General features: G+C 71.1%; 15 protein-coding genes. 6 read left to right on the plus strand and 9 right to left on the minus strand.

From position 1 onward, the window contains the following. Nucleotides 1-13 precede the first annotated feature (13 nt). On the plus strand, nucleotides 14-1,420 hold the full coding sequence (locus ACPT94_RS32990) for an MATE family efflux transporter (RefSeq protein ID WP_360344919.1): 1,407 nt from the start codon (nucleotides 14-16) through the stop codon (nucleotides 1,418-1,420). Between the two features lie 171 nt (nucleotides 1,421-1,591). Here ACPT94_RS32990 and ACPT94_RS32995 read toward each other — a convergent pair whose 3' ends face one another. Next, a complete protein-coding gene (locus ACPT94_RS32995) occupies nucleotides 1,592-3,046 on the minus strand; it encodes an amino acid permease (RefSeq protein WP_360344917.1) in 1,455 nt (484 codons plus the stop codon). 709 nt (nucleotides 3,047-3,755) lie between these two features. On the opposite strand from ACPT94_RS32995, the gene ACPT94_RS33000 reads away from it, so the two are divergent. Together ACPT94_RS33000 and ACPT94_RS33005 are read left to right on the plus strand one after the other, a co-directional pair. Beyond that, nucleotides 3,756-4,490 carry a FadR/GntR family transcriptional regulator gene (locus ACPT94_RS33000; protein WP_360344915.1) on the plus strand — a complete coding sequence of 245 codons (735 nt, stop codon included), beginning with the start codon at nucleotides 3,756-3,758 and terminating at the stop codon, nucleotides 4,488-4,490. Between the two features lie 77 nt (nucleotides 4,491-4,567). Beyond that, nucleotides 4,568-6,037 carry an APC family permease gene (locus ACPT94_RS33005; protein WP_360344913.1) on the plus strand — a complete coding sequence of 490 codons (1,470 nt, stop codon included), beginning with the start codon at nucleotides 4,568-4,570 and terminating at the stop codon, nucleotides 6,035-6,037. Between the two features lie 40 nt (nucleotides 6,038-6,077). Here ACPT94_RS33005 and ACPT94_RS33010 read toward each other — a convergent pair whose 3' ends face one another. The 4 genes from ACPT94_RS33010 to ACPT94_RS33025 form a co-directional block, all read right to left on the minus strand. Continuing rightward, nucleotides 6,078-6,911 (minus strand): SAM-dependent methyltransferase, encoded by an 834-nt coding sequence (locus tag ACPT94_RS33010; RefSeq protein WP_360344911.1) that lies wholly within the window; start codon nucleotides 6,909-6,911, stop codon nucleotides 6,078-6,080. Nucleotides 6,912-7,002: 91 nt separating this feature from the next. Next, nucleotides 7,003-7,629 (minus strand): hypothetical protein, encoded by a 627-nt coding sequence (locus tag ACPT94_RS33015; protein WP_425247500.1) that lies wholly within the window; start codon nucleotides 7,627-7,629, stop codon nucleotides 7,003-7,005. Further along, nucleotides 7,626-9,074, minus strand: a complete 1,449-nt coding sequence (locus ACPT94_RS33020) for a sensor histidine kinase (protein WP_425247541.1) — start codon at nucleotides 9,072-9,074, stop codon at nucleotides 7,626-7,628. Before ACPT94_RS33020 ends, ACPT94_RS33015 begins: the two co-directional genes overlap by 4 nt. A 35-nt stretch (nucleotides 9,075-9,109) precedes the next feature. Further along, nucleotides 9,110-9,802 (minus strand): response regulator, encoded by a 693-nt coding sequence (locus ACPT94_RS33025; protein WP_360344907.1) that lies wholly within the window; start codon nucleotides 9,800-9,802, stop codon nucleotides 9,110-9,112. A gap of 139 nt (nucleotides 9,803-9,941) precedes the next feature. Here ACPT94_RS33025 and ACPT94_RS33030 point away from each other — a divergent pair, with 139 nt between their 5' ends. After that, entirely contained in the window at nucleotides 9,942-10,901 is a 960-nt protein-coding gene (locus ACPT94_RS33030; RefSeq protein ID WP_360344905.1) for a DUF3152 domain-containing protein, read from the plus strand. 215 nt (nucleotides 10,902-11,116) lie between these two features. On the opposite strand, the gene ACPT94_RS33035 is transcribed toward ACPT94_RS33030, so the two are convergent. The 4 genes from ACPT94_RS33035 to ACPT94_RS33050 all read right to left on the minus strand — a co-directional run bounded on the left by ACPT94_RS33035 (nucleotide 11,117) and on the right by ACPT94_RS33050 (nucleotide 16,379). Next, on the minus strand, nucleotides 11,117-12,601 hold the full coding sequence (locus tag ACPT94_RS33035; protein ID WP_425247501.1) for a ricin-type beta-trefoil lectin domain protein: 1,485 nt from the start codon (nucleotides 12,599-12,601) through the stop codon (nucleotides 11,117-11,119). A gap of 707 nt (nucleotides 12,602-13,308) precedes the next feature. Then, nucleotides 13,309-14,520 (minus strand): MFS transporter, encoded by a 1,212-nt coding sequence (locus tag ACPT94_RS33040; protein WP_425247502.1) that lies wholly within the window; start codon nucleotides 14,518-14,520, stop codon nucleotides 13,309-13,311. Nucleotides 14,521-14,528: 8 nt separating this feature from the next. Further along, entirely contained in the window at nucleotides 14,529-14,987 is a 459-nt protein-coding gene (locus ACPT94_RS33045; RefSeq protein WP_425247503.1) for an ArsI/CadI family heavy metal resistance metalloenzyme, read from the minus strand. Nucleotides 14,988-15,014: 27 nt separating this feature from the next. Then, nucleotides 15,015-16,379 (minus strand): FAD-dependent oxidoreductase, encoded by a 1,365-nt coding sequence (locus tag ACPT94_RS33050; protein ID WP_425247504.1) that lies wholly within the window; start codon nucleotides 16,377-16,379, stop codon nucleotides 15,015-15,017. A 107-nt stretch (nucleotides 16,380-16,486) separates the two neighbouring features. Between ACPT94_RS33050 and ACPT94_RS33055 the strand changes: the two genes are divergently transcribed. Next, the gene (locus tag ACPT94_RS33055) at nucleotides 16,487-17,548 is read left to right on the plus strand and encodes a flavin-containing monooxygenase (protein ID WP_425247505.1); all 1,062 of its coding nucleotides are present in this window, start codon (nucleotides 16,487-16,489) and stop codon (nucleotides 17,546-17,548) included. 49 nt (nucleotides 17,549-17,597) lie between these two features. Further along, complete coding sequence (locus ACPT94_RS33060) at nucleotides 17,598-17,972, plus strand: ArsR/SmtB family transcription factor (protein WP_360344893.1); 375 nt, start codon at nucleotides 17,598-17,600, stop codon at nucleotides 17,970-17,972. Nucleotides 17,973-18,020 lie beyond the last annotated feature (48 nt).

Below are 18,020 nucleotides of genomic sequence, written 5' to 3' on the forward strand. Positions count from 1 at the left end.
AGGAACGGAACCGATGCCGCCCGCCCTCGCCCGCCTCCTCGGCGACAGCCGCGCCCTCGCCTCACTCGCCGTGCCGCTGGCGCTCACCCAGCTCGCCCAGGTCGCCCTGACCACCACCGACACCGTCATGATGGGCCTGCTCGGCACCGAGGCCCTGGCGGCGGGCGGCCTCGCCATGGTGATCTTCAACCAGCTGCGCACGATGGGCGTCGGCATGGTCACCGCCGTCGGCAACCAGGTCGCGGCGGCCGACGCGCGGGCGGAGTCCGCCGGCTCGGAGGACGGTGAGGCCGCCCAGGAGGAGGTCCGCGACCTCGTCCGGGCGAGCCTGTTGCTGTCGACCCTGGTCGGGGTCGCGGGCGCCGTCCTGATGGTGCTCGTCGGGCACGCCGTGATCTGGCTCGGCCAGGACCCGGACGTGGTCGACGCCGCCAAGCCGGTCCTCTACACGATGGCGCCCGGTCTGGTCCCCTGCCTGTGGTTCCAGGCGATACGGCAGTTCACCGTCGGCATGCGCCGCCCCCAGGCCCTGCTGCGCATCACCCTCGCCTCGATCGCCGTCAACGCGGGCCTCAACTGGGCCCTCATCCACGGCACCTGGATCTTCCCGGAGCTGGGCCTGCCGGGCATCGGCCTGTCCACCAGCCTGGTGTACGCCCTGTCGTGCCTGGCCCTGTACCTCTCCGCCCGGCGCGACGCCCGGCTCGCCCCGGTGCTGTCGCTCAGCATCTGGAAGACCCGCCCGGCCACCCTGCGCAGGCTCACCGGGCTGGGTACGCCGATCGCCGCCACCTATGGCTCCGAGGCGGGTTTCTTCTTCGTCGTCGCACTCTTCGCGGGCAGCTTCGGCACGTCGGCGCTGGCCGCGCACACCGCCGTCAACCAGCTCGTCTACATCGTCTTCCAGATAGCCGTCGGCCTCTCCCACGCCGCGTCCATCGGCGTCAGCCGGGAGCTGGCGCTGCACCACCTGGCCGCGGCCCAACGGCTGAAGACCACGGCCCTGGCGTGCGCGGCGGCGGTGATGACCGTGGTCGGGGTGATGTACGTGACCGTGCCCGGCCTGGTGCTCGCCCCCTTCTTCGACAGCGGTGACGACAGGGCGGTCGAGATCGCCACCCAGCTGCTCCTGGTCGCCGCGGTGCTGCAGTTCTTCGACTGCGCCCAGAACATCGGCGTCGGTCTGCTGCGCGGCCTCGACGACACCAAGGGCGGCTTCCGGGTCACCCTCGTCGGCTACTGGCTCGTGGGCCTGCCCGCCGCGGTCCTCCTCGGCCTCGCCCTCGGCTGGGACACCCTCGGCATCTGGCTCGGCCTCCTCATCGGCCTCGCCACCACCGCCGTACTCCTCCTGACCCGCTACAACCGAGGCCTCGGCCGTCTGCCCAGGGCCGCGGAACCGGCGCCGTCCCGCGCCTGATCGCCGGCGTGCCGGGCATCCCGGTCCACGGCGCGGGCCTCCGGTCGCCGTGGCCTGCGGCGTCCGGTGCGGGCAGCGGCCTCCGCGAGAGGGCGGCGGCGATGCGGGGGGGGGGGGAGGGCGCACCACCGCCGCCGGTCGAGGGCAGCCGCTGCTCGGCAGGCCCCGTCCCTAGGACGGGGTGACGGTGTCGTGCGACCGGTTGCGGCCCAGGCGGTCGCGGACCAGTGCGACGACGACCACGCCCACGGCCACCAGGGTGGACAGGACCACCTGGTCGCGGCCGCCGCCGTCGGCGGTGTCGGTGAGCATGTAGCCCAGGACGAAGGTGATCATCGCGATGGTGGCCCAGGTCAGGTACGGGTAGAGCCACATCCTGATGACCAGCTTGTCCGGCGCCTCCCGCTGCAGGGTCTTGCGCATCCGCAGCTGGGAGAAGCAGATCACCAGCCAGACGAACAGGGCGATCGCGCCGGAGGAGTTCAGCAGGAACTGGAAGACGGTGTCCGGCCACAGGTAGTTGAAGGCGACGGCGACGAAGCCGAAGACCACCGAGGCCAGAATGGCCGCCTGCGGCACTCCGCGGCCCGTGGTCCTGCCGAAGGCGGCCGGGGCGTCGCTGCGGCGGCCGAGCGAGAACGCCATCCGGGAGGCGGTGTACAGGCCGGAGTTGAGACAGGACAGCACCGAGGTGAGCACGATGGCGTTCATGATCTGGCCGGCGTGCGGGATGCCGATGGAGTTCAGTGCGGCGACGTACGAGCCGTCCTTGAGGATGGCCGGGTCGTCCCAGCGCAGCAGCGACACCACGACGAGGATCGAGCCCAGGTAGAACACGGCGATCCGCCAGATCACGCTGTTGGTGGCCTTGGTGACCGCTGCCCGCGGGTCGGCGGTCTCGCCGGCGGCCAGGGTGACGATCTCGCTGCCCATGAAGGAGAAGACCACCATCAGGATGCCGGTGAGGATCGCGCCCGGACCGTTGGGCAGGAACCCGCCGTGCGCGGTGAGGTTGGAGAAGCCGGATGCCGGGTGGTCCGAACCGGGCAGCAGGCCGAAGATCGCGAGTCCGCCGATCACGATGAACGCGGCGATGGCGACGACCTTGATCCCGGCGAACCAGAACTCGAACTCGCCGTAGGAGCTGACCGAGGCGAGGTTGGTGGCGGTCAGGACCACCATGACGATCAGGGCCCAGCCCCACTGCGGGACCGCGGGGATCCACCCGGCCAGGATCTTGGCGCCGGCGGTCGCCTCGACAGCGAGCACCACGACCCAGAAGAACCAGTACAGCCAGCCGATGGTGAAGCCGGCCCAGCGGCCCAGCGCACGGTCGGCGTAGGCGGAGAACGATCCGGAGGTGGGATTGGCCGCGGCCATCTCGCCGAGCATCCGCATGACGAGGACGACGAGAACACCGACGAGCAGGTAGGAGATCAGGATGCCGGGGCCGGCCGCGGCGATGCCGGAGCCGGAGCCGACGAACAGGCCGGCGCCGATGACACCGCCGATCGCGATCATCGACAGGTGGCGGTTCTTCAGCCCGGCCTGCAGGCCGGATCCTTCTGGGGCGCTTGGGCCGGTGGTCACCGAATCGGTGGTGGGAAGAGGGGCTCGTGTTGTCATCTCGACATCCAGGGAGCGAGTGGGGACGAGGGAAGGTCCGGCGGGACCGGTCGGGGTGGCCGGGAGGATTCCGCCGGGCGGGGCGTGCGAGGTGCCGGGGGACGGGGCGGGTGGCGATCACGGTCGTGGAGAGGGCATGGTGGACCGCGGCCTCCGGGCCCGGTGCCTGCTGGACCGGTCGTGCCGGTGGCGGTCAGGAAAATAGTTCACGACGATCGAAAAAAACAAGGGGTCCTGTCGTCCGCCCCATGGCGTCCGTGCGCCGCCCACCCAGGGCGCCCCGCCCCGCCCACGCCCTGCCGACGGACCCCGACGACGCTCCTGTCAGGGCGCGAATTCCCTGCTCAGGCCCATGGCGGCCCGGCCGCCGGCCTGACCCTCCCCCAGCTTCCGGGCCGGTCACCGCGAGGTCTTGTTTAACTGTTCACCTTGCTCTAATTTTTCCTCCATCGCGATCCGCTACTCCCCTCGCGACGCCCCCGCAGTGCCGTCCCCCAGCTGTTCCGAGCCGCTTCGGAAACCTCCTCCCGACGTCCCCCTCGCCCAGGGAGCTCCCATGCAGCACACCGTGGCATCGTCACGGGAACCGCCCCCGGCCCCTCCCGCTCACCGAGCACGAGCCCGCCCCCGGCGGGGCGCACGCCGGGACGTCGGCAACCGTGTTCGTCGCGGACCCCGGCCGCGATCAGCGGGCCGTTAGGGTGGCGCCGTGGTGAATGCAGCGGGCAAGTTCGGGCCTTACCACCAGCCAGGCCCGGCTCCTACGACCTCGGTCATCGGCGTGGGACACGCCCGTGCGCTGCCCCTCGGCGGCCAGAGCGGATCCGATCTCGTCCGGTCGCGGATCGCGCTGCGGGTACGCCTGCGATCGGTGCAGCCGGGGGACCGGCTGCCGGACGCCGGGGTCCTCGCCGAGGAGCTGGGGATCAGTGAGATCACCGTGCGCCGCGCCCTGGAGGGCATGTGCCAGGACGGCCTGCTCGACCGCCGGCGCGGACGGGCGGGCGGAACCTTCGTCGCGCAGGGCTGGGACACGGTCGTCGCCCTGATGCACGACGCCGAGGAAGCGGCTTCACTGGACGCTTTCCATCTGCTGCTCGAGTGCGGCCTCGTGGCGCACGGTTCGGGAGAGGTACCGGCCGAGCGGCTGGACGGACTGCGCGCACTGGTCGAGGAGATGGAACGGACCGACGACCCGGCACGCCTGGCCGAGCTGGAGACCCGCTTCCACCTGGACCTCGCGGAGGCGCTCGGCGGCGCCGGAATCCGCGAGTTCGCCGCCGATCTGCTCGGCCGCCTGTGCCTGCTGCTGCCCGCGCCGCAGCCCGAGGCGGTACGGGCGCAGAACCGCTGCCACGCCGAACTGCTCACCGAACTCGGGCGGGGTGCGACCGATCCGGCCGTGCGGGCGGTGAAGGCACACCAGCGTTCCCGGCACCGCTGACGCCCGGCCCGTGCCCGCCCGACCCTCGACAGCCCGCGCACCCACCACGCCGCCACACCGCACGAGGAGTTGCCGCCATGCCCCACCCCGGAGCCGGTCCGCTGTCCCCGCCGGGTCCCGTCGGCGGCGCGCCCCAGCGGCTGCGCGGCGGCGTCCTCGGCATGGCGGACATCGCCGCCGCGACGATGGCCAACGTCGGCCCGGCCATGAGCTTCTTCTTCGGCTTCGCCTTCCTGGCCACCACCGCGGGGGTGGCGTCGCCACTGACCATCGCGGCCGCGGGTGTCGCGGTCGCGCTCCTCGGCAACACGCTGGCGGAGTTCTCCAGGGCGCACCCCTCGGCGGGCAGCTTCATCACCTTCGTCGGCAGGACGTTCGGACCGGTCAGCGCGGTGACCACGGCGCTGTTGGCGGCGCTGGGCTACATCATCGCGATGGCCGGCGTCGTCTCGATCTCCGGCGGGTTCGTGCAGATCACCCTGCACCACTACACGGGCGTGGACCTGCCGTGGATCATCTGGACGCTGGTGCTCACCGGGCTGGCGGTGGTGCTGATGCTGCGCGGGGTGGTGGTCTCCACCAAGTGGGCCGGCTACTTCTTCGGCGCGGAGATGCTGGTGCTGGTCGTGGTCTCGGTCGCGGCGCTGGTGGAACACCGCGGCCAACTGTCCTTCGACCCGTTCCTGCCCAGCCACATCAGCGACGGTTTCAAGGGACTGGCGGCGGGCTTCCCGCTGGCGGTGTACCTGTTCATCGGCTGGGAGAACTCGGCGGCACTCGCCGAGGAGACGGAGAATCCGCGGCGCAACGTGGGCCGCGCGGTGTTCTCCTCCGTCGCGATCATGACGGTGAGTTACATTCTCTTCGCCTACGCGACGGTGACCGGCTTCGGCTACGACGTGACCGCACTCGGGGCGTCCCGGATCCCCTTCATCGAGGTGGCCCACGACACCCTCGGCGTGCTGGCGTTCCTCGCCTACCTCGGCGGTCTGACCTCCACCCTCGGCGTGCTGATCGCGGGCATCAACTCCCAGGCCCGCCTGGTGTTCAACGCCGGACGCGAGGGTCTGCTGCCCTCCTTCTTCGGTTACGTCCACCCCATCCGCCGCACCCCGAACAACGCGATCGTCACCTTCACCGCCATCGCCCTGCTGATCATCGGCGGCTGGGGTCTGGGGCACCTGCTGGGCTCGGACGGCCGCTCGATGAACCCGGTGGTCTTCTTCACCGAGTCCTCGACGCTCGGCGCCATCCTGATCCTGCTGGTCTACCTCGCCTCCAACATCGCCCTGCCCCTGTACTACCGCAGGTACCGCCCGCAGGAGTTCCGGGTGGTCCGGCATCTGGTGCTGCCCGCGCTCGGCACGGTGGCCATCCTGGTCCCGCTGTACTACCTCGCCAAGCCCGGCCAGCCCGCGCCGTACAACTGGTTCCCCTACGCGGCGATCGGCGCCCTGCTCGCCGCCGTCGGCTACGCGGCCCTCCTGGTCCGCCGCGACCCGACCCTGGCCGAACGCGTCGGCTCCATCGTCGCCGACGCGGACTGAGCCCGGCGGTCCGGTACGGCCCGTGCGCGGCGTTGCCGGTTCAGCCGTTCTTGCGGGCCACCGCGCCGTAGATGCCGATCGGCGGGGTGTCGGGCGCGAGGGGCTCGTCGGGGCGCCAGTCCGGGACCAGGGTCAGGCCCGGGTCGATCAGCGTGAAGTCGCCGAAGAAGTCCAGGACGCGGGAGCGGGTTCGGGGATTCATGGTGGCGCTGGCGTTGTTGTAGACGGCCGCCGCGCCTTCGCGCCGGTCTTCGTGGAGGTCGCCCGTCGCGTGCGACAGCACGAGGTAGGAGCCGGTGGGCAGCGCGTCGCGGAGGGTGGCGACGAGGGCGTCGGGGTCCTCCGCCTCGGTGATGAAGTGCAGGACGGCGACCAGCAGCAGGGCCACCGGCTCGTCGAAGTCGATGACCCTGCGCACGTCGGGGTGGTCGAGGACGGCCCGGGGATCGCGCAGGTCGGCCAGGACGACGGAGGTGCTGGTGTCGTCGTCGTCCAGCAGAGTCCTCGAGTGGGCGCTGACGATCGGGTCGTTGTCGACGTAGGCCACGCGGGTCCCGGGAGCTGTGGCGCGCGCTATCTGGTGCACGTTGGGCTCGGTCGGCAGGCCCGTGCCGATGTCCAGGATCTGCCGGATGCCGCCCTCGGCGACGACGTGCCGGACGGCGCGGTGCATGAAGTGCCGGTTGGCACGGACGGCCACCCGTACCTCGGGGGCAGCCTTGATGAACTTCTCGGCGGCTTCCTGGTCGACCTCGTAGTTGTCCTTCCCGCCCAGGAAGTAGTCGTACATCCGGGCCGGATGGGGCTTGCTCGTGTCGATCTGCAAGGGCTGGGCGGCACCGCCGCCGGCGCCGCCGCTGAGAGAAGAGGTCATCCTGCCTGGCTCCGTCCTGGACCCGGGTCCCGCCACCGCGTGAGACGGGATGAGTGACTGTCGGATCATCATCCTGGCATGCCCGGGATGCTCAGTCGGCCGGGCACTCCGCGCCGGTTGCCTCGACGCGCCGGCCGTCCGCCGCCGTGACGCGCACCGGCGCCGGTTCGGCTGCGGGGTCGGCGACGCGCTGGGCCGCGACGGCCGTGCAGATGACCTGGGCCGCCGCGAGATCGCCCAACTCGGCTTTCGCTGAGGAGAGTTGTACGGCGATCTCGTCGTCCCGCTCTCTCACCGTCACGCGGTCGAAGAGCGAGAAGCTCTCCTGCGGCGCGCCACTGGCCTCGTCCGTGGCCGCGGTGTCCGGGCCGAGTGTGGGCAGGGTGGCCGCGGTATCCGGGGCGAGTGTCGGCAGACCGGTGAGCGGTGGCAGGTCCGTCGTGATCTGCTTGCCGCGCTCCACGTCGGTCGGGCCCTGGATCAGCGTCTCCAGGGCCGAGTCGACGTCGCCCGGCGCGTCGGTCGGGCGGGACACACCGATCAGGGCGCCGCCCCGCACGAAGTAGACCCGTGCCGTCGGCACGACCCCGCCGGCGGGACCGCCCGCCTGCACCACGCCGGTCGGGGGAATGTCGCAGGAGGCGAGTGCGCACAGGACGGGGAGGAACAGCAGCGCGGTGCGGCGGAGCGCGGTCGTGGATCGGGGTGGCGGAGTCACCAGCGGTTCTCCTCGGGAAACTGGTCGCTGGGCAAGGGGAGTTCCACCGTGAAGACGGCGCCCCCCTCGGGCCGGTTCGCCGCGCGGACGGTGCCGCCGTGCACCCGGACGTTCTCCGCGGCGATCGCGAGGCCCAGGCCGCTGCCCTCGGTGCGGGTGCGGGCGGCGTCCGACTTGTAGAACCGCTCGAAGACGTGCGGCAGCACGCTGTCGGGGATGCCGGGTCCGCTGTCCGACACCTCGATGACCGCGAGCCGCCGCACACCCGGCTCCCCGCCCTCGTACAGGCGGAGTGCGACGGGCCGGGCCCCGTGCCGCAGGGCGTTGCCGACCAGGTTGGCGACGACGACGTCGAGGCGGCGCGGGTCGACGCGTGTGCGCAGGGCGTCGGGCGGCGGCAGGTCGGTGTCCACGAGGCCGGTCCAGGCGCGGTCGGCGAGGGTGCGGCGCAGTGACTCGGCGAGGTCGATCTCGTCCAGGTGCACAACCGCCGCGCCCGCGTCGAAGCGGGAGATCTCCATGAGGTCGTTCACCAGCCGGGCCAGCTTCACGGTCTCCTCGCTGATCAGGCGGACCGCGGTGGCGGTGTCCGGATCCAGGCGGGCGGCGTCCTCGTCGAGGACGTCGGTGACCGCCGACATGGCGGCCAGGGGGGTGCGCAGCTCGTGCGACACGTCCGCGGCGAACCGGCGGGCCCGCGCTTCCATGCCGCGCAGTTCGGCCACCGACTCCTCCAGCGCGGCGGCCGTCTCGTTGAACGTGTGCGACAGATCGGCGAGTTCGTCGGATCCGTCGACGGTGAGCCGGGTGTCCAGCCGTCCCTCGGCGATGCTGCGGGTGGCGCGGCGCAGCGCCCGTACCGGCCGCAGCACCCCGCGCGCGGCGAGCAGCGCCAGCAGCACGGCCAGCGCCAGCGCGGGCACGGTGGCCCGTTCGACGGCGGTGACCAGGGCGTCGACGTAGGCCCGTTCCGTGGTCTGCGGCACGGTCAGGAAGACATGGATCCCGGAGGCGTATTCGCCTTTCCTGGGCGGCTCGGCGAAGGTGACCGTCATGCCGACGACGAGGGAGGTGTGGTCGCCGCTGTCCACCCGCTGGAAGACGGTGGCCATGCTGGAGTCCACCGCCTTGCGCAGGGCGGGGGTCAGCTCCTCGAAGGGGTCGTCGTCGACGGAGGTGGCCCTGAGGTCGCCGTAGGTGGCCAGGACGCGCCAGGTCCCGGAGGGCTCGGCGCGGGCCACGTCGGTCGCCAGCCGCCGCAGTTGGGCCTCGTCCGGCGGGAAGCCGAGTTGCGGAGCGAGCCGGTCGACCTGGGTGCGCAGCACTTTGATCACGGCGTCCTGGCTCTGCTGGAGCACACCCGTACGCGCCTCACGGAAGGTCAGGGCGCCGGTGGTGGCGGCCGTGAGGCCGGCGACGAGCACGAACGCCACGACCAGCCGCATCCGCAGTCCGCGCAGCTGGGGGACGCGTGGACGCTTCACTGTGCGGCGAACCGGTAGCCGAAGCCGCGCACCGTCTGGATGTAGCGGGGTTCGCGCGGCGGCTCGCCCATCTTGGCGCGCAGCCGCTTGACGCAGGCGTCCACCAGACGGGCGTCCCCGTGGTAGCTGTGCTCCCAGACCGCCTGCAGCAACTGCTGTCGGCTGAACACCTGGCCGGGCGAGGCGGACAGGGTCAGCAGCAGCCGCAGTTCGGACGGGGCGAGCGCGATCGGCGCGCCCCGCAGGGCGACCGAGAGCCCGGCCCGGTCGACGGCCAGGTCTCCGTACGTGTCGATCTTCGGTATGCCGCCCTCGGCGGGCGCGCCGGCCGCGCGGCGCAGCACGGCGCGGATGCGCGCCTCCAGCACCCGGGCCTGCACGGGCTTGACGACGTAGTCGTCGGCCCCCGCCTCCAGCCCTACGACGATGTCCTCGTCGTCGCCCCGCGCGGTCGCCATGATGATCGGCAGGGTCTGGTCGAGGGTGCGTATCCCGCGGCACACGTCCAGGCCGGATATGCCGGGCAGCATCAGGTCCAGCACCACGACGTCCGGCCGGAAGGACCGCAGCCGCTCCAGCCCGTCCTCCCCGGTGTCGACGGCGGCGACCTCGTGACCCTGGCGGCGCAGGGCGAGTGCGACTCCCTCCCGCACGGCTCGGTCGTCTTCGATCAGGAGAACGCGTGGCATGCGCTCAGTATCCGCACGAACTCCAGCCGCCCGAGCCTTTGTTACCGGATGATCATATAAACCTGCAACGGATTGACCGTTACCTTTTCGTTATCGCTTGGGCCAGATCCGATCACAATGCGATCACAGCCTGACGAACATGACCACGCGCACAGCACGCCCCACCCGTGGCCGTCACCGGAGCGGCGCCTTGCACGCCTCTCCGCGCAAGCGGAAGGGACCGCTCTGGGCAGGCCTGGTCGCGCTGGCCGTCCTGGGTGCCGCCGGTTTCGCGGCCGTGGACGCGACCACGTCCGGCGAGGACAGCACGCACGACACCGCCCGCACCGAGCCCACCGAGGAGACCGCGACCAGCCCCGGCCCCGCCGGCCGCGCCGAACCCGGCTCCGGTTCCGGCTCCGGCTCCGGTTCCGCCGGGAAGGCCGGCTCCGACGCCGGTTCCACCGGATCGGCAGACACCTCCCGGTCCCCGTCGGCCCATCGGTCCGCCGGCTCCCCCTCCCCGCGCCCGGACACCTCCTCCAAGCCCGACATCCCGCCCACGGGACCGGGGACGTTCACCGTCGCGGCAGGCGGAAGCGCCAAGGTGGGATCCGGAACACCCCTGCGCTACCGGGTCGAGGTCGAGGACAACCTCGACCTGTCCGCCGCCGACGTGGCCCGGCAGGTGGAACGCATCCTCGCCGACAAGCGCGGCTGGACGACGGACGGCCACTCGGCGTTCCAGCGCGTGTCCAGCGGCACGACCGACTTCGTCGTCCGGGTCGCGACGCCCGGAACCGTGGACAAGATCTGCCTGGAGGGCGGCCTGGACACCCACGGCGACTACAACTGCAGCTGGCAACAGAACGTGATGGTGAACCTCGAGCGCTGGCTGCTCGCGACCCCCGTCTACGCCAAGGACGTCACGGCCTACCGCGCACTGATCATCAACCACGAGGTCGGCCACTTCCTCCACCACAACCACGTCGGCTGCCCCGGGCCGGGACAACCGGCTCCCGCGATGATGCAGCAGATCAAGGGCATGCACGGGTGCGTGCCCAACGTCTGGCCGTACGACGAGCAGGGCCGGTACCTGACGGGACCGGCCGTCCCCTAGCAGGCCACCCGCCCACCCCGGGACCCCCACCCGCCACCATGGTCCGAACCACAGCAGGGCACGGCGAACGCCCCCGGCGCTTAGGCCGTCCCGGTCGCCTGACGTTCCCGGCCAATGGTCCGCGTGAGCACCGGAGCGCCGCCGGCCTCGCCGTGGGGCGAAGCGCGACGGCGCCGGCGCTCAGAGCCGGTGGCCGAGGCGGCCAGATGCCGGCGTCAGCTCCTCGTCCACTGCTGGTTGCTGCCGCCGTTGCAGTACCAGACGTCGACCGAGGTGCCGTTGCCGGTGCCCGCTCCGGCCGCGTCCAGGCAGAGCGCCGGGTTCGCGACGCTGGTCACGGAGAGGTCCGCGTTCACGTTCCACTGCTGTGCCGCCGTGCCGGTGCAGTCGGTGATGATCACGGGGTCTCCCGCCGTGGCTCCGGTGCCTCCTACCGTCATGCACTTGTTGCCGTAGACGGTGAGTTGTTTGTCCGCGTTCCAGTTCCAGGACTGGTTGCCGCCGGCGTTGCAGTCCCAGAGGTCGAGCTGGGTGCCGTTGGCCGTGCTGAAGCCGGGCACGTCGACGCAGCGGCCCGAGCCCACTCCGCGCAGGACCTCGCCGGGAGGCGCGGGCGGCAGGTCGTTGACCGGCGGGGTCGTGCCGAAGCCGTAACCCCAGCGCAGCAGCGCGACTCCGGTGGCGCTGTTGTCCACGAGGTTGCCGTTGGAGTCCAGCGACTCGATCGAGTAGGAGTCGCCGAAGCGCAGGCCCGGCCAGTACACCAGTCCCATCCCCTTGCTGCGGGCGGTGTTGGCCACGGAGGCGAGGTACGAGGTGTAGATGTTGCCGTTCCACGCGCCGTAGTTCAGGCCGATGGTCATCGGGGCGCCGGCCTCGTCGATGATGGTCCGCCCGGCGTACTCGCCGAGACGGGCTTCGAGGTCGGCGGTCCAGTCCGACTGCTGGGTGTAGCTGTTCCAGAACCCGTAGAAGTGCAACGACAGCAGCGTTCCGCGCAGTTCGGGTGCCGCGCCGACGCCGGTGACGTTGTCGTTGTAGCCGGTACCGCTGATCACGACACGGCCGCGCGGGACGTCCTTGTGCTGGGCCAGCCAGCCGCTGGTGACGGACACCCACTGGTCCAGGGTGTAGCCGTGCGGCTCGTTCATGGGCTCGAAGTAGACCCGTGGGTTGTGCTTGTACTCCCGCACCACGGTGTTCCACATCGTCTTCCAGGCGGCCGTGTCGTCGACCAGGCCGTCCTTGCTGGTGTCGGCCTCCCAGTAGCTGACGATGACCTTGTCGCCGTAGGCCGTGGCCGCGTCGATCGTCGCCCGGTACGACTTCCACCAGGTGGTGCCCACGGTGGCCGGGTTGATCGGCAGTCGCAGCGTGTTGGCGCCCAAGTTCTTCTTGAAGCCGCGCACCATCCTGTCCGTGGTGCGGTACACGGTGCGGTAGTCGTCGGTCACGGACAGCCCGCTCGGCACCACGGCGTCACTGGCGTAGTTGTCGCGCGGGTCGGCCCAGTTCACTCCGCGGAAGTCACTGGTACCGCCCTTCGGGGCGGGCTTCACCGACGCGTGCGAGGCGGCCTGCCTCTCGGGAGCCTGCTGGGCGAGGGCGGGGCCGGGGGTGGTCAGCAGCATGAGTGTCGCGCCGAAGCCGGCCATGAGCACAGTGGCCAGTCTTCTCGACCTCGTCGGGGTCTTTGTCATGTCGTCTCCAGTGACGGGAAAACGTGGAGGGCGGAGTGCGGGTTCGTCACCTGAGCCGAGGCACTGATGAACCTGATGAACCTGGGTCCGGTTGCAGACCTGGACCCCTCAGAACCGGCCATGTTTACGTAACCATGGCGGAGAGTGGCACAGCGCCCACGCGAGTGACAAGCCCCGTGACGGTTCCGAAGCAAACGGCACAGCCCCTTTCACCGGCCCCGGAGCGGTGCCGACGGCACGGCAGACCCGCATCGCACGCCCCTGCGCTCAGCCCGACGACAAGCGCGCATATCGCCCCACGAGCGCGAGCGCGGCACGCGACGACCGCGACACCGGAGCGGACGAGTGACCGTCGCCGACTACCTCATCGCCGCCCGCGGAGCTCCGCCCTCACTCCGGGCCACAGCATCTGCGCAGGTCAGACTGAATCGAACCAACACCGACGGCAACGGAGTTGAACCCACGAGCAGCGGATTCAATCCGTCGAGCCCGAGTTGGAATGCCGACGCCCCAGAAGAGACGTTTCCGCAGGTCACAGACGTGCGTGGGGGGGCGGGTGGGACTCGAACCCACGGCCGACGGATTATGAGTCTGTTGAGGATCTTGGCGGCCCTTGCCGATCAGTGTCCGTTCAGAAGCAAGTCGTGCGGTGGGGCGCAGCGAGCGACCTGGTAAGCAGAGGTGGACTGTTGGTTCGGCCGCGCCGCTCAGCAGCATGCGCGGCTGCCTGCAGCGAGTCCCGCGGCAGTTGCGGACAGGCAGGCCAGGGTCAGGAAGAGCGTCGGGTATCCGCCGAGCGGTGTAGCGAGTATTGCGCCGGCTGACGGGGCAAGGGCGGCCGCCGTGGTCGCTGGGGCGGCCATCAGTGCGGACAGGCGGCCGTAGTGGGTGGTGCCCCAACGGTCGGTGATCGCGGTTGCCTGCAGCAGGGTGAGGTTGCCGCGCACGATTCCGGCTGTCACGGACACGGCGATCAGCAGCGGGTACGGGCCGGGTATGGTCGCGAATGCGGCTGTGGTCGCGCCACCGAGAGCAATCAGCGCAGCGGTACGTGCAGTTACTCGGGTGCGGCGCGCGAAGGACGCGTACACGGTGCGGCCAAGGGTCTGTCCGGCACCACCGAGGCCGAGCACCCATGCCGCCTGGCCGCTGGAGTAGCCGCGCTCGAGCATCAGCGGAACCAGTGCAATGACGACGGCGTACATCGCGAACGCCGAGAGGGTGAAGGCGGCCGCAACAAGCCAGAACGCTCGGCTGCGGGCCACCGTGGCGACGGTTGCCGCCGCTGGCGTGGGGGCGGGTGGGGCCGCGGGCCACGGTGCGCGCAGGGCCAGTGCGTGGGCGGGGATCGTGATCGTGGCCAGGACGACGGCGAGTATCAAGTAGGTGCCACGCCAGCCGAAGTGGTCGGCGAAGAATGCGGTCAGAGGTGCGAAGACCGTGGAAGCCAGGCCGCCTGCGAGGGTGACGATGGTCAGGGCGCGGACGTGGTCCGGTGCCCACCAGCGAGTCAGGGCGGCGAAGGCCGGCTGGTAGAAGGTAGACGCCATGGCAAACCCGGCCAGCGCCCACCCGGCGAAGAACGCAAGCAGGTTCGAGGCCTCAGCAATGAGCAGCAGGCTCAGGGAACCGAGGATTGATCCGGCCGTCATGACGGTGCGTGGACCGTTGTGGTCGAGAATCCGCCCGACACGGATGCCTGCGACCGCGGAGACGACCAGTGCCAGGGAGAACGCCGCGGTCGTGGCGCTTGCGGGCCAGCCGGTGTCGGCGGTGATCTCGGCGTTGAGGACGGGGAAGGCGTAGTAGACGATTCCCCAGCTGGTGATCTGCGTCAGGCAGAGCGCGGGAAGTGGGGCGCGAGGCCGCGACCAGTCCCCCGTGCCGGTCATAGCCTCGCTGGTGTGGAGGTTGGTCATGGGCGGGGTCAGCAGCAGCCGCCCGCGACTGCCGGTTCGTTGGTATCGGCGTCGGCTGGGCTGGTGCAGCAGGTGCTTCCCTGCTGCTTGGCCAAGGAGTTGGCGTCAGCCTTGACGACGTAGACCTCCCAGGGTTCCTGGCCGGGGCCGTGGACCCAGACCTTGTCCTGGAGGGCGTAACAGCAGGTCGTGTCGCTCTCCTCGGCCGTGGCCAGGCCGACCTCGCTCAGGCGGGTGGTGGCCGCGTGGACGGCCTCGGTGCTCTCGACCTCGACCCCGAGGTGGTCCATGCGGGTTGGCTCGCCCGCAGGGCCTTCGATCAGGACGAGCTTGAGCGGGGGCTCGGTGATGGCGAAGTTGGCGTAGCCGTCTCGGAGTTTGGCGGGCTCGGTGCCGAACAGCTTCGTGTAGAAGGCGACGGACGCGTCGAGGTCGGTGACACGCAGGGCGAGCTGTACGCGGGACATGACGAACCTCCTTCGATGGTGGGGAGTTCAGCAACCGCCGGAGGCGGCAGGTGCGCCAATGCCGATCTGCAGGGTGGCCGGGGCCGCGCAGCATCCGCCGCCTTCGCTGCTCTGGGTGGCGTCGGGGTCGTCGTACAGGCCCGCGCCACCGCACACGCCGGTCTCCGGCAGGGTCAGTTCGACGCGTTCGGCGGCCTCGCGGTCGCCGGCGAGGGCAGCGGCGACGGAGCGGACCTGCTCGTAGCCGGTCATCGCCAGGAACGTGGGAGCGCGGCCGTAGGACTTCATGCCGACCAGGTAGACGCCCTGCTCGGGGTGGGAGAGCTCGTTGACGCCGTGCGGGTAGACGGTGCCGCAGGAGTGGACGTTTGGATCGATGAGCGGGGCCAGGGCGGTCGGGGCCTGGAGGCGCTCGTCGAGGCCGAGGCGGACCTCGGACAGGAAGGACAGGTCGGGGCGGAAGCCGGTCAGGACGATGATCTCGTCGACCGGGTCCAGGCGGCGGCCGTCCTCGGCGACGAGCACGAGCTGGTCGCCGTCACGGTCCACAGCCTCGGTACGGAAGCCGGTCTCCGCGCTGGCGTGGCCGGCCTCGACGGCGGCCTTGGCGCGCAGGCCGAGGGCGCCGCGGGCGGGGAGCTGGTCGGCTTCGCCGCCGCCGTAGGTGTTTGCGGCGATGCCCCGACGCAGGATCCACACCGCGTGCGTGTCCGGTTCGTCCTTGGCCAGGTCTGCGAGACAGGCCAGGGCGGTGAAGGCGGAGGCACCGGAGCCGATGACGGCGGTGCGCTTGCCCGCGTACCGGGCGCGAGCAGCAGGGTCCTTGAGGTCGGGAACGCGGTAGGAGATGCGGTCGGCTGCTGTCTTCTCGCCGAGGGCGGGCAGGCCGTCGGCGCCCATCGGGCTGGGGATGGTCCAGGTGCCGGAGGCGTCGATGACGGCGCGGGCGGTGAGGCGCTCCTCGTGGCCGTCGGCCAGCTGGACGTGCACCGTGAAGGGCTGTTCGTCACGGTCGGCGTCGACGATGCGGTCCCGTCCCGCGCGGGCCACGCCGGTCACGGTGACGCCGTAGCGGACCTTTTCGCCGAGGACGTCGGCGAGCGGCTGGAGGTAGTGCTCCGCCCAGTCGCCGCCGGTGGGGTAGGTGGCCCCGTCGGGGCGGACCCAGCCGGTGGGGGCGAGGAGCTTCTCGGCGGCGGGGTCGGTGACCTCGGCCCACGGTGAGAACAGCCGGACGTGCGCCCAGTCGCGTACGGCGGTGCCGGCGGAGGGGCCGGCCTCCAGGACCAGCGGTTCGAGGCCGCGCTCGACGAGGTGTGCAGCGGCGGCCAGGCCGATGGGGCCGGCTCCGATGACCACGACGGGCAGCTGGTCGGTGGTGGGCGTGTTCACAGCGTTCCCCTTTGTTTCGACGTCTGTCGATGTCTTGCGCGGTCCAGAATGGCACCTGTATTGATGAGCGTCAACATAGACATTCACCGAATCAGGGAGATGGAGGCATGGAGCGGATCGACGTAGCGTTGATCGGCGGGGGCCAGTCGGGGTTGGCGGCGGCGTACGCACTGCGGGGACAGGGGCTGCGGCCGGTCGTGCTGGAGGCGTCCGAGCAGGCGGCAGGTTCATGGCCGCGCTACTACGACAGCCTCACGCTCTTCTCGCCCGCCCGGTACAGCTCACTGCCGGGGATGCCGTTTCCCGGCGAGGATCCGGACCGCTATCCGCACCGGGACGAGGTGGTCGCCTATCTGACCGCGTATGCCGGGCGTCTGGACGCCGACGTCCGCACCGGCTGCCGCGTTGCCGGGGTCCGGCGGGCCGACGAGGGGTTCGAGGTGGAGCTGGTGGGCGGCGGCCGACTGGCGGCGCGCGCCGTGGTCGCCGCCTCCGGCACGTTCGGTCGCCCCCATCGGCCGGCGCTGCCGGGCCTGGAAGACTTCACGGGAACGGTGCTGCATGCCGCCGACTACCGGAGTCCGGCTCCGTTCGCCGGGCAGCGGATCGTCGTGGTGGGAGCGGGGAACTCCGCGGTGCAGATCGCCGCCGAACTCGCCCAGGTGGCCCGGGTGACACTGGCCAGCCGGAGGCCGGTGAGGCTGGCGAGGCAGCGCATCCTCGGCCGCGACCTGCACTTCTGGCTCGCCCGCACCGGCCTGGACAGGGCCCCGCTGGGCCGCCTCCTTCGCACCTCACCGACGCAGCCGGTGATCGATGATGGCCGCTACCGTGCCGCGCTCGCCCAGCGTGCGCCGCACCGGCAGGCGCTGTTCACCGGGATCGACGGCCCCAAGGTGAGCTGGCCCGACGGGAGGCGTGAGGAGGTCGACACCATCCTTCTCGCCACCGGCTACCGGCCGGACCTGCCCTTCCTCGCCGGCCTGGACGGTGCGCTCGACGACACGGGCCGTCCCTGGCAGCGCGAGGGCATCTCCTTGATGCACCCCGGCCTGGCATTCGTCGGGCTGGAGTGGCAGCGAAGCCTGTCGTCCAACTCGCTGCGCGGCGTCGGCCGGGACGCCGCTCGCGTGGCGCGACACCTTGCGGCTCACCTCGCTCGCGGCTGAGTCGATCCGCCCCTGGTCCGCTTGGTTAGACGTATGTCAACATAGACGTATGTCGAACACCAAGGTGCTGCCGCTGCTCGAGTCCGAGTCGGATGCTGTGGCGCCGTGCTGTCCGCCCCTCACCGAGCGCCCGTTCACCGCGGAGGAGGCCGAGACGGCCGCGCGGATGTTCAAGGCCCTCGGCGACCCAGTGCGGCTGCGGCTGTTCTCCGCGGTCGCCTCGCACGAGGGCGGCGAGGCGTGCGTGTGCGACATCTCCGATGTCGGTGTGTCCCAGCCCACCGTCTCCCACCACCTGAAGAAGCTCAAGGAGGCCGGGCTGCTGACTTCCGAGCGGCGCGGCACGTGGGTGTACTACCGGGTTGAGCCGTCCGTGTTGGCCGCGATGGGCAAGCTGCTGACCTTCGCGCCGGCCGCGGCCTGACCGCGACCAGGAACGCGCTGAGTATCGACTGCCTCAGTGGTGCGCAGG

The sequence above is a fragment of the Streptomyces aurantiaciflavus genome (assembly GCF_049808595.1).
Classification (GTDB): domain Bacteria; phylum Actinomycetota; class Actinomycetes; order Streptomycetales; family Streptomycetaceae; genus Streptomyces.

Bases quoted from the DNA above. Each gene is read 5' to 3' on its own strand.
- ACPT94_RS33045 (WP_425247503.1), bottom strand. From the start codon at position 14,987: ATGTCCCGCGTACAGCTCGCCCTGCGTGTCACCGACCTCGACGCGTCC.
- ACPT94_RS33035 (WP_425247501.1), bottom strand. From the start codon at position 12,601: ATGACAAAGACCCCGACGAGGTCGAGAAGACTGGCCACTGTGCTCATG.
- ACPT94_RS33040 (WP_425247502.1), bottom strand. From the start codon at position 14,520: ATGACCAACCTCCACACCAGCGAGGCTATGACCGGCACGGGGGACTGG.
- ACPT94_RS33055 (WP_425247505.1), top strand. From the start codon at position 16,487: ATGGAGCGGATCGACGTAGCGTTGATCGGCGGGGGCCAGTCGGGGTTG.
- ACPT94_RS33060 (WP_360344893.1), top strand. From the start codon at position 17,598: ATGTCGAACACCAAGGTGCTGCCGCTGCTCGAGTCCGAGTCGGATGCT.
- ACPT94_RS32990 (WP_360344919.1), top strand. From the start codon at position 14: ATGCCGCCCGCCCTCGCCCGCCTCCTCGGCGACAGCCGCGCCCTCGCC.
- ACPT94_RS33025 (WP_360344907.1), bottom strand. From the start codon at position 9,802: ATGCCACGCGTTCTCCTGATCGAAGACGACCGAGCCGTGCGGGAGGGA.
- ACPT94_RS33020 (WP_425247541.1), bottom strand. From the start codon at position 9,074: ATGCGGCTGGTCGTGGCGTTCGTGCTCGTCGCCGGCCTCACGGCCGCC.
- ACPT94_RS32995 (WP_360344917.1), bottom strand. From the start codon at position 3,046: ATGACAACACGAGCCCCTCTTCCCACCACCGATTCGGTGACCACCGGC.
- ACPT94_RS33030 (WP_360344905.1), top strand. From the start codon at position 9,942: ATGACCACGCGCACAGCACGCCCCACCCGTGGCCGTCACCGGAGCGGC.
- ACPT94_RS33005 (WP_360344913.1), top strand. From the start codon at position 4,568: ATGCCCCACCCCGGAGCCGGTCCGCTGTCCCCGCCGGGTCCCGTCGGC.
- ACPT94_RS33010 (WP_360344911.1), bottom strand. From the start codon at position 6,911: ATGACCTCTTCTCTCAGCGGCGGCGCCGGCGGCGGTGCCGCCCAGCCC.